14 protein-coding genes and 1 riboswitch are annotated in these 12,837 nt (G+C 31.2%); of the genes, 3 read left to right on the top strand and 11 right to left on the bottom strand.

Annotated elements, in window-relative coordinates:
* Nucleotides 1–15: 15 nt before the first annotated feature.
* From argD to CD121_RS02635, 6 genes are all read right to left on the bottom strand, one after another.
* Complete coding sequence (gene argD / locus CD121_RS02660) at nt 16–1,155, bottom strand: acetylornithine transaminase (RefSeq protein ID WP_126567397.1); 1,140 nt, start codon at nt 1,153–1,155, stop codon at nt 16–18.
* On the bottom strand, nt 1,152–1,895 hold the full coding sequence (gene argB, locus CD121_RS02655) for an acetylglutamate kinase (protein WP_117239011.1): 744 nt from the start codon (nt 1,893–1,895) through the stop codon (nt 1,152–1,154). Before argB ends, argD begins: the two co-directional genes overlap by 4 nt.
* Before the next feature lie 10 nt (nt 1,896–1,905).
* The gene (argJ, locus tag CD121_RS02650) at nt 1,906–3,099 is read right to left on the bottom strand and encodes a bifunctional glutamate N-acetyltransferase/amino-acid acetyltransferase ArgJ (protein WP_070453844.1); all 1,194 of its coding nucleotides are present in this window, start codon (nt 3,097–3,099) and stop codon (nt 1,906–1,908) included.
* A gap of 14 nt (nt 3,100–3,113) precedes the next feature.
* On the bottom strand, nt 3,114–4,136 hold the full coding sequence (gene argC, locus CD121_RS02645) for an N-acetyl-gamma-glutamyl-phosphate reductase (RefSeq protein WP_108000534.1): 1,023 nt from the start codon (nt 4,134–4,136) through the stop codon (nt 3,114–3,116).
* 155 nt (nt 4,137–4,291) lie between these two features.
* Nucleotides 4,292–4,849, bottom strand: a complete 558-nt coding sequence (gene efp / locus CD121_RS02640; protein ID WP_017637912.1) for an elongation factor P — start codon at nt 4,847–4,849, stop codon at nt 4,292–4,294.
* A gap of 25 nt (nt 4,850–4,874) precedes the next feature.
* Entirely contained in the window at nt 4,875–5,936 is a 1,062-nt protein-coding gene (locus CD121_RS02635) for a M24 family metallopeptidase (protein ID WP_017637911.1), read from the bottom strand.
* Between the two features lie 107 nt (nt 5,937–6,043).
* Between CD121_RS02635 and CD121_RS02630 the strand changes: the two genes are divergently transcribed.
* Nucleotides 6,044–6,622 carry a hypothetical protein gene (locus CD121_RS02630; protein WP_126567396.1) on the top strand — a complete coding sequence of 193 codons (579 nt, stop codon included), beginning with the start codon at nt 6,044–6,046 and terminating at the stop codon, nt 6,620–6,622.
* A gap of 16 nt (nt 6,623–6,638) precedes the next feature.
* Nucleotides 6,639–6,851 (top strand): SA1362 family protein, encoded by a 213-nt coding sequence (locus tag CD121_RS02625; RefSeq protein WP_029055294.1) that lies wholly within the window; start codon nt 6,639–6,641, stop codon nt 6,849–6,851.
* A gap of 69 nt (nt 6,852–6,920) precedes the next feature.
* On the opposite strand, the gene lipM is transcribed toward CD121_RS02625, so the two are convergent.
* Complete coding sequence (gene lipM, locus CD121_RS02620) at nt 6,921–7,751, bottom strand: octanoyltransferase LipM (RefSeq protein ID WP_126567395.1); 831 nt, start codon at nt 7,749–7,751, stop codon at nt 6,921–6,923.
* Between the two features lie 160 nt (nt 7,752–7,911).
* Between lipM and CD121_RS02615 the strand changes: the two genes are divergently transcribed.
* Entirely contained in the window at nt 7,912–8,295 is a 384-nt protein-coding gene (locus tag CD121_RS02615) for a rhodanese-like domain-containing protein (RefSeq protein WP_126567394.1), read from the top strand.
* 147 nt (nt 8,296–8,442) lie between these two features.
* Here the strand turns inward: CD121_RS02615 and gcvPB are convergent, their stop codons facing one another.
* The 4 genes from gcvPB to CD121_RS02595 form a co-directional block, all read right to left on the bottom strand.
* The gene (gcvPB, locus tag CD121_RS02610; RefSeq protein ID WP_126567393.1) at nt 8,443–9,915 is read right to left on the bottom strand and encodes an aminomethyl-transferring glycine dehydrogenase subunit GcvPB; all 1,473 of its coding nucleotides are present in this window, start codon (nt 9,913–9,915) and stop codon (nt 8,443–8,445) included.
* Nucleotides 9,905–11,254, bottom strand: coding sequence for an aminomethyl-transferring glycine dehydrogenase subunit GcvPA (gene gcvPA, locus CD121_RS02605; protein WP_046466728.1), 1,350 nt, complete (start codon nt 11,252–11,254; stop codon nt 9,905–9,907). Before gcvPA ends, gcvPB begins: the two co-directional genes overlap by 11 nt.
* An 18-nt stretch (nt 11,255–11,272) precedes the next feature.
* Nucleotides 11,273–12,364, bottom strand: coding sequence for a glycine cleavage system aminomethyltransferase GcvT (gene gcvT / locus CD121_RS02600; RefSeq protein ID WP_126567392.1), 1,092 nt, complete (start codon nt 12,362–12,364; stop codon nt 11,273–11,275).
* A gap of 78 nt (nt 12,365–12,442) precedes the next feature.
* Nucleotides 12,443–12,539, bottom strand: a riboswitch (glycine riboswitch).
* Nucleotides 12,536–12,837 (bottom strand): shikimate kinase (locus CD121_RS02595; protein WP_306669221.1); only part of this gene is annotated, 302 nt, incomplete at its 5' end. Its footprint overlaps the riboswitch before it by 4 nt.

Here is a 12,837-nt window from a genome sequence, read left to right as displayed (position 1 = left end):
CGTTATTGTGTTAGTTTAATATTTTTTATTGAAAATTTGATTTAAAATGCTTATTGCTTTATCAATTTGTTGTGAAGTAATAGTAAGTGGAGGTAGTAATCGAATAACATTTTGGCCTGCTGGTAAAACAATTAATCCTCGGCGACGAGCTTCGTTAACTAATTGTTCTATATTTAATGTTGTTTCAATACCAATCATTAACCCTTTACCACGGATGTCTATAATATTTGGATTATCTTTTAATTGTTTTTTTAATTTAGCAAGTAAAGTTTTACCTTTTAAACTAATTTGATTTAAAAATTCTTTATCTTTTACTATTGAGAGGGTTTCTTTAGCCACTGTCATTGCTAATTTATTTCCGCCAAATGTAGATCCATGACTACCATAATCAAAGGCATGGCTCAAACGACAATGTCCTATCATAGCACCACACGGTATACCATTTGCTAGTCCTTTAGCAGTTGTAATAATATCAGGTTGAATACCATACTGTTCATATGCAAATATCGTTCCAGTGCGACCAATTCCAGTTTGAATTTCATCTAATATCAATAATATGTTGTTGTCTTTGCATAACTGATTTAGTTGATTAATAAATGTTGATTGCGCCAGATGTATACCTGATTCACCTTGAATTAATTCGAACATAATTGCTGCAGTATCACTAGAAATCAATGTTTTAACACTTTCAATATCATTTAATTTGGCAAACGAAAAATGTGGAACACCATCACCAAATCCATATTTAATTTTAGATTGTCCTGTCGCTGACATTGCACCATAAGTCCTACCATGAAATGATTGTTCAAAGCAAATTATAGATTGTTTACTAGTGAATTTTCGTGCTAATTTAATGGCTGCTTCGTTTGCTTCGGCACCACTATTACAAAAGTAAACACAATAGTCTTGTTCACCTACTAACAATTTTGCAACTTCTTCTTGTAATGTATTTATGTATAAATTAGGTGTGTGCCATATAAGGTTAATTTGCTGTTGTAATGTATCAATAAGTTGTGGATGAAATCCTAAATTTGTAACACCAATTCCTGATGAAAAATCGAGATATTTATTACCATTTTCATCAATTAGTTCATTGCCTTGTGCTTTTACGAATTCAATATTTGATCGTTTATAATTTTGAAATAAATAACTCATTTGATGTTCCCCTCTATGACTGTCCCTGTTAACAAGTTGTCACCTATGATAACTTTATTGACCCCTGCCTTTACTGTATCAACAGCACTTTCAATCTTAGGAATCATACCCCCAGTAATAATGTTTTCTTTTATTTTAGTTTGTACCTCATTTATATGTAATCGATTGATGAGTTTCCCGTTTTCTATGACACCTTTTACATCTGTCATCAGAATCAATTTTTGTGCTTTTAGTGAAATAGCTATGGCAGTTGCTAAATGGTCCGCATTAATGTTGATTAATTCACCATTTATATGAGTTCCTAATGATGCTAATACTGGGATATTATTTTTATTTAAAAGATCGTTAATATAATTTGGATTAATTTGTATAGATGTACCTACAGAACCATATATTTTATAATTCAAATACTCTGCTTGTATAAAAGAGAGTTGCTTTTCTTTTAAGTGATTGACTGCTATGTTTTGCTTCTTTAAATATGCAGTTAATTGTGCCCCGACATGATTGAAAAGTGCTTCTTTAATTATAGGAAGATCTGACTGTGATGTTATTCTAAGACCATCTTTTTTTATTGTAGTATGGCCAGCATTGATTAATAATTCTTCGATCACTTTTCCTCCGCCATGTACGATAATAATTTTATATCGTTGTTTAATCCAAATTTTTAATTGTTGAATTGTTTCAGGTGTAATGTTTTTTGTTGCAATACCGCCCATTTTTATTACTATAATTTTATTCATATTATTACCTCTAAGTTGTATATAAAGCGTTTATTTTTACATAGTCATAAGTTAGGTCACATCCCCAGGCAGTTCCATTTTGATTTCCTTGATGCATATTGATAGAAATTTTAATATGATCTTTTTTTAATAGATGTTGCATTTGTTGTTTATCAAAAGCTTCAGGAGTTGAATGAGTCATAACAAGTATATCTTCAATAGCAATGTCTATATTTGTTACATCAAAGTTTGTCTTTGTATAGCCTATAGAGGCAAGAATACGTCCCCAATTCGGGTCTTCTCCAAAAATTGCTGATTTAACCAAACTAGACCCCACTACTGTTTTAGCAATCATTCTAGCAGATGTTTCTGTAGGCATTCCCATTACTTTAACTTCTATTAGTTTGGTTGCACCTTCTCCATCTTTAGCGATTTTCATAGCAAGATTTCGCATGACGTGCTCTAACATATTGCAAAACGTTATGTATTCCTCCGTGTTCGGTAAAATTTCCTGATTACGTGCTAAGCCATTTGATAATACAAGTACTAAATCATTAGTTGATGTGTCTCCATCTATTGTGATTTGATTGAACGTTTTATTGACATTAGTTTGTAATGCCAGCTGTAATGTTTCAGTTGATATATTGGCATCACAAGTGATAAACGCTAACATAGTAGCCATATTTGGATGTATCATACCTGATCCTTTTGCGACACCTGCCATAGTGATTTTCTGTTGATGAATGGTTTCAGTGACCACACATGTTTTAGTAGTTAAATCAGTAGTTAATATTGCTTTTGCAAAATGATGAGCGTTACCATTTTTATTTAACCGTCTAATCCCATTGTCGATGATATCCATTGGCAAGTGTTTACCAATGACACCTGTAGATGCGACAGTTACTAGATTTTGATTAATGTTCAGTGCATTAGCAGTGAGTTGTTGCATTGAGACAGCATCTTCCATACCTTGAGAGCCAGTACATGCATTTGCAATACCAGAATTAACAATAATAGCTTGTACTTTACCATTTGCCTGAATAGTTTCATTATTTAAAATTAAGGGAGCGGCTTTAACTTTATTAGTTGTTTGTACATATGCAACACTTGCGGGTATTTCAGACACAATCCATCCTAAATCTAAGTTTTTCTTTTTTATGCCTGAATGAATACCATCTGCGGTATAACCAATAGGACTTGCTATGTTTCCTGTGATTTCTATCATGTTGTTACTCCTTACTACACTATTGATGGTAAAGTGCGAAGACCTTCTGTTTCATCAAACCCATACATAAGATTAATATTTTGAAGGGCTTGTCCAGAAGCGCCTTTGATTAAATTATCTAACACTACCATAATTGTTAAAATATTCATAGATTTATTATATTTAAAACCAATATTTACAAAATTTGAACCAATCACATCTGTCAATTGAGGCATGTTATTCACTATACGTATAAAATACTTATCTTTATATGCTGAGTCATAACTAAGTTTAATTTTACTTGGATGAATGTCACTATTTAACTTGCAATAAATAGTAGAAATAATTCCTCTATTAACAGGTATTAATGATGTAGAAAATTGAATATTCTGTAAATTTTTATCGTACTTTTTTAGCATTTGTAGAATTTCTGGTATATGCTGATGTTCATTCAATTTATATGTAATATAATTATTGTTTATATTTACAAAATGACTAGTAGTGGTTGGGTTTTTACCTGCTCCAGATAATCCACTCTTTGCGTCAACGATGATTGAATCTAACTGAATTAATTTATCTTTTACTAGTGGTATAAGTGCAAGTTCTACTGCTGTTGCGTAACAACCTGGGTTTGAAATGAATTTTTGGTTTTTTATATTAGAAAATTCAGGAAGACTATATGTAAATTGTTCTTGTATATCTAATGAAACTGCTTCTTTCTTGTACCATAATTGGTAATCATCAGGAGGCAGTCTATGATCTCCGGATATATCAACGACTGGAAATTGATAATTAATAAAGTATGAAGATAATTGACTTGCTATTCCGCTAGGTGTGGCAAATACTACTAAATCTGCATGTTTCATTATGTAACGAGCATCAAATGGTTTAATTACTAAGTCACAGATACCTTTTAAATGTGGATAGATTTCAGATAGTTTAGTGCCAGTAGATTGAGTCGCATGTATAGAAACAACTTCTAAGTGATTATGCGAATGGATAAGTCGCACTAATTCTAATCCAGAATAACCAGTAATCCCCACAATACTAATACGCATACTTAAACCTCTTTTCGTATTTTTATACAATTATATTGTATACTTATAAAATTATCAAGCCTACAATATAATATTTTAGTTAATTAAAATGCAAAAAAACACTCACAACTATCATTTCTGACAGTTATGAGTGTTGAAGAACATCAATTTGATGACTATCCTCTTGAAATGTAACTTCCGTCTCCAGTATTAATTACTAGAATGTCACCTTCGTTAACGAATAAAGGTACGTTCAATGTATAACCAGTTTCAACTGTAGCTGATTTTGTAGCACCAGTTGCAGTATCACCTTTAATACCTGGTTCAGTTTCAGTAACTTCTAATTCAACAGTTTTTGGTAATTCAAGTCCAATTACTTCTCCATCATAAGATTGAATTTGAACTTCCATATTAGCTTTTAAATAATTTAATTCATCTTTTAGATAATCGCCTGGTAATTCTGTTTGATCGAATGTTTCATTATCCATGAATACATGATTATCACCATCTGCATATAGGTATTGCATACGACGATTTTCAATCATAGCTTGTTCAACTTTTTCGCCTGCTCTAAATGTTTTTTCTTGAATAGCACCAGTTCTTAAATTACGTAATTTAGAACGAACGAATGCAGATCCTTTTCCTGGTTTTACATGTTGGAAATCAATTACTTTCCAAATACCATTATCTACTGATATTGTTAAACCTGTTTTAAAATCATTTACTGAAATCATTCAGTTTCCTCCTCAATATACACGCTTATTCTAAAATAATAAGGTCTTTTGTGCATTTAGTAAAGACTTCACAACCATTTTCTGTAATTAAAATATCATCTTCAATTCTAACGCCACCTAATCCATCAACATAAATACCTGGTTCAATCGTAACGCAATTATTAACTTGAAGATGTCCAGATGCTTTTTGTGAAAGCAATGGTCCTTCGTGTATGTCTAAACCAATACCGTGACCTAATGAATGGCCAAAATGCTCACCATATCCTTTTGCTTCAATGTAATTACGGGATAATGCATCTGCTTCTTTAACAGTTAAGCCCGGTTTAATTTCATCGATAGCTTTTATTTGTGCTTTTAATACTATATCATAAATTTCTTTCATTTTTGGATCTGGTTCACCTATCGCAAATGTTCTTGTTATATCAGAACAATAACCTTTGTAATATGCGCCAAAATCCAATGTGATCATATCGCCTTGCTCAATAATTTTATCACTTGCCACACCATGAGGTAAAGCGCCTCGATAACCTGATGCTACAATCGTATCAAAAGAAGGACCATCTGCTCCTAATTGTAACATTTTACTTTCTAAGGCAGCTTTGACTTCACGTTCTGACATACCAGCTTTTACAACTGTTAATATATAGTCATATGTTTCGTCAACGATTTGTGCAGCTTTTTTAATTATATCAATTTCTTCTTCTGATTTTACTTCTCTAATTTTTTCAATTGCATCAGAAATACTGATTAATGTAATCATACCTTTATTTAATTCGAGGTACGTATCATAACTCACCTCATGACCTTCAAAACCTACATTTTCTAATTTTTCTTTTTCAAGAATAGATTTGATTTCGGAAATCATATCATTTTTTCTATTTACAATTTCAAACTCAGTAGCTTGTTTTTTAGCTTGTTCTGTATATCTAAAATCTGTAACTAAATATTTGTGGTTTGATGAAATAATCAATGCCCCACTTGTACCAGTAAATTCTGATAAATATCTTCTGTTGTAATCTGAAAGGATGACAATTGCATCTAGTTTTTTAGATTTTAATAATTGTTGAACTTGCTCTAATTTATTCATATAATACCTCCATAATTAGTATAACGTTTGTACATTTTATTTGAATACATTAAAATGATAGCATAATCAATAAATAATATAATAGTTTTTAGTTTAGGGAGATAATCATGAAGAAATATATAATCGTGATTGGCGCATCTTGCTTATTAGCTGGTTGTGGTAGTCAAAATCTTGCACCACTAGAAGATAAAACTACAAAACTTAGAGATGACAATCATCAATTAAAATTAGATATTCAGCAATTAAATCAAGATATTAGCGATCAAAAATCTAAAATTGCAGGATTACAAAAAGATAAAGAAAATAGTAAGCAAACAGCTACTAATAAGAAAAAAGAAAAGAATTTAAATGCAAGCTCTTCTTATTATAATAAAATTGCAAAATCTATAGAGAAGTATAATGACATAGATGCGGATGTGACTAAAAATAAAGGAAGTAACTCTATCCAAAAGAAATTATCAACAATTACATCTGATTTAAACGATGCTTATAGTACATATAAATCTGATATAGATGAAGACTCAATGACAAGTGAAGATAAATCAACGAAAAAAAGTATTAATAAGATAAATAAAAATATAACTTCAGCCTTTAGTGACATCGAACAAGGTTATCAAGAAAAAAATAAAAAGAAAATTAATAAAGGACAGAAAAAATTAGCTAGTGTACAAAGTGAAGTTAATTAGAATTAGGTGGATTTAAATGAAAAATATAATGTTTTATATCGTTATAGCGATTGCAGCATTTGGTTTGATAATGAATTTAGACGTATTTTTGTTTTCAATCGTTAAAATGTTAATTAGTTTCGCAGTTTTAGTGTTAATTATTTATCTAATATACTACTTTTTCTTTTTAACAGAAGATCAAAGAAAGTATAAACGAGCTGCAAGAAAATATCGTAAAAGAAATAAATAGTAATAAAAATAAGCAGTAGTCATTGATATCATTAATTTGATGATGACTACTGCTTTATTATTGATTATATTACTTTCTATATGTCCATTCATCTGAACGGAATTTTTCTTCTAGTTCTTTAACTTCGTTCATTTGTTCATCGGTAAGTATTAATGGTTTAAATTCAATTTGTAAACCTTCTTTAAAACCTTCTTTAAATGCATTTTCCATTTCATTTAGGGTTATGTGCTTTTCTGAGATGTCGTTAATCGCTACCGCTTTATCTACAAATGCTTCTTTCATTTTGTTTTTTAATCGATCATGTTTAAAAATAAATAAGTCAAAAAGTTCGTCTACATCAATGTCTTGTAAAATAGATCCATGTTGTAGAATCACGCCTTTTTGTCGTGTTTGTGCACTTCCAGCAATTTTACGACCTTCAACAACGAGTTCATACCAACTAGGTGCATCGAAGCAAACTGAACTACGTGGTTGTTTTAATTTTTCTCTTTCTTCTTTGGAACGAGGAACAGCAAAATAAGTTTCAAAACCTAAATTTTTAAATCCTTCTAATAATCCTTGAGAAATAACTCTATAGGCTTCAGTTACAGTTGTAGGCATTTTAGGATGTGATTCAGGAACAATAACACTGTAAGTTAGTTCTTTGTCGTGTAACACACCTCTTCCTCCAGTTTGTCGTCTCACTAGTCCATAGCCTTTTTCTTTTACCTTTTCAATATCTATTTCTTTTTTTAATCGTTGGAAGTAACCTATTGATAGTGTCGCAGGATTCCATGTATAAAACCGTATGACCGGATCAATTTCCCCCCTAGAAACGAAATTAAGTAGTGCTTCATCCATTGCCATATTGTAATATGGATCTTTACTACCAGTGTTAATAAAATTCCATGTTTCTGTCATGATTAAATCCCCCATTAATAATTGCTTTAGTAACAAATTTGATTATAGCCCTATAATTACGAATAAATTATTAAAACATCTGTAAATGTATAAAAATATTTTGATAATTTGTTCTAACAGTCTTATAATTATAATATCGGTAAATTAGGGAGGATGCAACATGAGTATCTCTTTGTATATTGCAATTATTATTTTAATAATAATTGGTTATATGGTCGTTCAACAAATTCTTAATAAACGAGCTGTTAAAGAATTAGACCAAAATGAATTTCATAAAGGTTTACGTAAAGCACAAGTAGTTGATGTGAGAGAAAAAGTTGATTATGATTATGGTCACATTAACGGTGCTCGAAATATTCCAATTACTATGTTTAAACAAAGATTCCAAGGTTTAAGAAAAGATCAACCTATATATCTTTGTGATGCGAACGGTATAGCAAGCTATCGTGCTGCTCGTATGTTAAGAAAAAATGGCTATAATGATATTTATATGCTTAAAGGCGGCTATAAAAAATGGACTGGTAAAATTAAGTCCAAAAAATAGTCATTTGATATTTTTATGAAAATATTAAATGATTTCGGAGTAAAGATAATGTGACTTATATAAAGTCGCATTATCTTTACTCTTTTTTATGTAAAAAGAGCCCGTTAGTGTACTGGAATGATACACTAACGGGCTCTATAAAAATTATTATTTTTCAGCATGTAGATTTTCAAATTTAAGAATTGGTTTTCTTGCAGCTGTTGTTTCATCTAATCTGTCTATTATTGTAGTATGAGGGGCTTCAAGAACTTTATCCGGATCGTCTTTAGCTTCATTAGCAATTTGGATTAAAGTATCTGCAAAATGATCTAATGTCTCTTTTGATTCAGTTTCTGTAGGTTCAATCATCATACCTTCTTCCACATTTAATGGGAAGTAAATTGTTGGTGGATGTACACCAAAGTCTAATAATCTTTTAGCCATATCTAATGTTCTAACGCCATATTGTTTTTGTTTAATACCACTTAACACAAATTCGTGTTTACAATATTGTTGATATGGAATCTCAAAATGATCATTTAAGCGTGCTTTTAAGTAGTTAGCATTTAATACCGCAGCTTCTGAAACTTCTTTAAGGCCTTTTGCACCCATTGTTCTAATATAAGTATAAGCTCTTAGATAAATACCAAAGTTACCGTAGAATGGTTTAACTCGTCCAATAGAGTTTTTGATATCATTATCATATTTATAATAGTCATTTTCTTTAATTACCATTGGTTTTGGTAAATAACTTGCTAATTCTTTTACAACTCCCACAGGTCCAGAACCAGGGCCACCGCCACCATGTGGACCAGTAAATGTTTTATGAAGATTTAAATGAACTGCATCAAATCCCATGTCTCCTGGGCGAACTTTATCCATAATAGCATTTAAGTTAGCGCCATCATAGTATAATAAACCACCAGCTTCATGGACAATTTCTCTAATTTCCATAATATTTTTTTCAAAAATACCTAATGTATTAGGATTCGTTAACATGATCGCTGCTGTATTTTCATTTACAACACGTTTTAAGTCTTCAATATCGACTTCTCCACGTTCGTTTGATTTTACGGTAACTGATTTGAACCCAGCAAATGATGCTGACGCAGGGTTTGTTCCGTGAGCTGAGTCAGGAACGATAACTTCATCACGATGACCTTCACCATTATTTTGGTGGTAAGCTTTGAAAATCATTAATGCAGTCCACTCACCATGTGCCCCTGCAGCTGGTTGAAGCGTAACTTCATCCATACCTGTAATTTCTTTAAGTTCTTCTTGTAAACTATAAATAATTTCAAGAGATCCTTGGATTTGGTTTTCATCTTGAAGTGGGTGTACTTCACTGAAACCAGGAATTCTTGCTACCTTTTCATTAATTTTAGGATTGTATTTCATAGTACATGAGCCTAACGGATAAAAACCAGTGTCGACACCGAAGTTTTTGTTAGATAACTCTGTATAGTGACGTACTAAATCTAATTCAGCTACTTCAGGGAATTCAGCTTTATCTTTTCTAATAAATTTATCATCTAAAATCGATTCAAATGAATTGTTGTTAATTTCGCTTTGCGGTAAAGAATAGGCATATCTACCCTCTTTAGATCTTTCAAAAATAAGTGGACTTGATTTACTTACCATTAATTTCACCAGCTTTCTTAACAAATGTATCGATTTCTTCTTTAGTTCTTAATTCAGTAACTGCAATTAGCATATGGTTATTGAATTCACTTGAAACTACACTCAAGTCAAAGCCACCAATAATGTCTTCCTCAGCTAAAGCTTTATTAACTTCGGTAATTGGTTTATTAAATTCTACTACGAATTCATTGAATGAAGTACCTTCTAAAACATTAAATCCAGCGTCTTTAAATGATTGTTTAGCATAGTTAGCATGTTCAAAGTTTTGTACAGCTATATCATATATACCTTGTTTACCTAAAGCTGACATTGCAATAGATGAAGCTAGAGCATTTAACGCTTGGTTAGAACAAATATTTGAAGTTGCTTTATCACGACGAATATGTTGTTCACGTGCTTGTAAAGTTAATACAAAACCTCTGTTTCCTTCATCATCTTGGGTTTGACCAACTAATCTACCTGGTACTTTACGCATTAGCTTTTTAGTAGTAGCGAAGTAACCACAATGTGGTCCACCGAATTGAGATGGAATACCAAATGGTTGTGTATCTCCAACTACTATATCAGCACCGAATGATCCAGGAGGTGTTAATAAACCTAATGCTAAAGGATTTGCATAAACAATAAATAATGCTTTTTTATCTTCTATAAAGCTTTGAATTTTCTCTAAGTCTTCTATTGAACCAAAGAAATTTGGATATTGTACAGCTACTGCTGCAGTATCATCGTCAACTGCTTGTTCTAGTTTTTCTAAATCAGTTATAGTACCATCTAAATCTACTTCTACGACTTCAAATTCTTGACGTGTTTTAGCATACGTATTTAATACTTGTAATGCTTGATAATGTAATCCTTTTGATACAACAATTTTATTCTTTTTAGTGTGACTATAAGCTAAAATACATGCTTCAGCAAAACTAGTCATACCATCATACATAGAAGAGTTTGCTACATCCATATTAGTTAATTCACAAATTAATGTTTGAAATTCGAAAATAGCTTGTAGTTCGCCTTGTGAAATTTCTGGTTGATATGGTGTGTAAGCAGTATAAAATTCTGATCTAGAAATCATTGCATCTACAACAGAAGGTGCATAGTGGTCGTACACGCCAGCACCAAGATAAGATGCGTGAGTTTCTTTTGTAACGTTTTTACTAGCAACTTTATTTAAACGTTTTAATAAAGTTGTTTCAGATTCACTCTCTCCAATGCCTAAATCTCTATTTAATAAAATATCTGAAGGAACGTCTCCAAATAATTCATCAATTGATTTTGCACCTATAGTGTCTAACATTTCTTGCTTATCTTGATCAGTTAATGGTATATAACGATGACTCAATTCGTCCACCCCTTTGTTCTATTTTTCAATTTGGTTCTTCTTAACAATTTTTGCTTTTACTTGTCTTTTTCTAATTTGAACAAGTACTTCTTTACCCATTTCAAACTCATCTCTATTGATAATAGCTAATGCGATTGATTTATCAGAAGAAGGAGATTTTGTTCCTGAAGTTACTTCTCCAATTTGATTACCATCTAAATCTAATACTTCGTATCCAGTTCTAGCAATACCTTTATCTAAAATTTCTAATCCAACAGTACGTCTTGTTGAACCATTTTCTTTTTGGTCTTTTAATACAGATTTACCGATAAAATCTTCTTCAATTAAAGGTTTAGCAGCAAATGCAATTCCACCTTCATATGGAGTAATTGATTCAGTTAAATCTTGACCATGTAATGGTAAACCAGCTTCTAATCTTAAAGTATCTCTAGCTCCTAAACCACAAGGAACTACGTCGTATTCTAATAAACCATTCCAGATATCTACAGTATCTTTAGCATCACAATAAATTTCAAAACCGTCTTCACCTGTATAACCTGATTGAGAAAGAATAACGTTTTTATTTAAAAGTTGAACATCTTTTTTAAATTCAAACATACCCATTTCAGAAATATCTATGTCTACTAATTTTTGAATTAAGTCTCTAGCTTTTGGTCCTTGCAATGCTAATTGACCATAATCTTTAGAAAAATTTTTTACTTCAACATCAAATTTTTTAGATTGTTTTTCAATCCATTGGAAGTCTTTATCGGTATTTCCAGCATTAACAACTAATAAATAGTCATTATCTGCTAATTTATATGTAACCAAGTCGTCAATAATGCCGCCTTCTTCATTACATAAAGCAGTGTATAGAGCTTTTGAATCAGTTAGATTATTAGTATCATTCGATAAAATATATTGTACGAATGCTTTAGCATCTGTACCTTGGATTTGAATTTCTCCCATATGACTTACATCGAATAAACCAATTTCATAACGAACTGCATTGTGCTCTTCTTTAATACTTGAAAATTGAACAGGCATTGACCATCCACCAAATTCTACTATCTTAGCACCACTGTCTACATAATTTTGATATAATGGCGTCTTTTTTAACTCGCTTGTCATGTCAAAACCCCCTATATTTATTTAAAAACAGAGTAGCAAAACAATTGCTACCCTGTTTAAAGTTATTCTCCAGGAACGCGTAACAGTATTATCCTTTTGCCTGAGAGTTTCGTAGTATTGCTACTTGCACCTTCGGCGATAAAAGCTTTCTTTTATTCTCTCTAATACTGATCAATCGCTAGTTAATGAAGTTGTAATTTCTTGATAAATATCTGATACATTTTGATTACTATTCACTTTCATGAATGCGATTTCATTATATCTTGAAATCCTTGATGAATACAAGTTTTTTAGTTGATTTAGTGACTTATTATTAGCATTTGGTCTATGAGGATCATTAACAATCCTTTCAAATACAATTTCAATGTCACAATCTAACCAAATTACATTTTTTTGTAATTTTAATAAATCAAGAGAAGCTTGATTTTCAATTATTCCACCACCTGTAGAAATAATATCAAACTTATTTAAAG

Origin of the sequence: Staphylococcus pasteuri (assembly GCF_003970495.1) — a bacterium.
Classification (GTDB): Bacteria; Bacillota; Bacilli; order Staphylococcales; family Staphylococcaceae; genus Staphylococcus; species Staphylococcus pasteuri.
Note: the sequence above shows the minus strand (reverse complement) of the source record. Positions and strands in the feature narration are given on the sequence as shown.

What these genes read in the sequence shown, in the direction of transcription:
- argC (WP_108000534.1), bottom strand. Translation starts at nt 4,136, where the DNA reads ATGCGTATTAGTATTGTGGGGATTACTGGTTATTCTGGATTAGAATTA.
- CD121_RS02630 (WP_126567396.1), top strand. Translation starts at nt 6,044, where the DNA reads ATGAAGAAATATATAATCGTGATTGGCGCATCTTGCTTATTAGCTGGT.
- CD121_RS02625 (WP_029055294.1), top strand. Translation starts at nt 6,639, where the DNA reads ATGAAAAATATAATGTTTTATATCGTTATAGCGATTGCAGCATTTGGT.
- CD121_RS02615 (WP_126567394.1), top strand. Translation starts at nt 7,912, where the DNA reads ATGAGTATCTCTTTGTATATTGCAATTATTATTTTAATAATAATTGGT.
- gcvT (WP_126567392.1), bottom strand. Translation starts at nt 12,364, where the DNA reads ATGACAAGCGAGTTAAAAAAGACGCCATTATATCAAAATTATGTAGAC.
- argD (WP_126567397.1), bottom strand. Translation starts at nt 1,155, where the DNA reads ATGAGTTATTTATTTCAAAATTATAAACGATCAAATATTGAATTCGTA.
- argJ (WP_070453844.1), bottom strand. Translation starts at nt 3,099, where the DNA reads ATGATAGAAATCACAGGAAACATAGCAAGTCCTATTGGTTATACCGCA.
- lipM (WP_126567395.1), bottom strand. Translation starts at nt 7,751, where the DNA reads ATGACAGAAACATGGAATTTTATTAACACTGGTAGTAAAGATCCATAT.
- CD121_RS02635 (WP_017637911.1), bottom strand. Translation starts at nt 5,936, where the DNA reads ATGAATAAATTAGAGCAAGTTCAACAATTATTAAAATCTAAAAAACTA.
- argB (WP_117239011.1), bottom strand. Translation starts at nt 1,895, where the DNA reads ATGAATAAAATTATAGTAATAAAAATGGGCGGTATTGCAACAAAAAAC.
- gcvPB (WP_126567393.1), bottom strand. Translation starts at nt 9,915, where the DNA reads ATGGTAAGTAAATCAAGTCCACTTATTTTTGAAAGATCTAAAGAGGGT.
- efp (WP_017637912.1), bottom strand. Translation starts at nt 4,849, where the DNA reads ATGATTTCAGTAAATGATTTTAAAACAGGTTTAACAATATCAGTAGAT.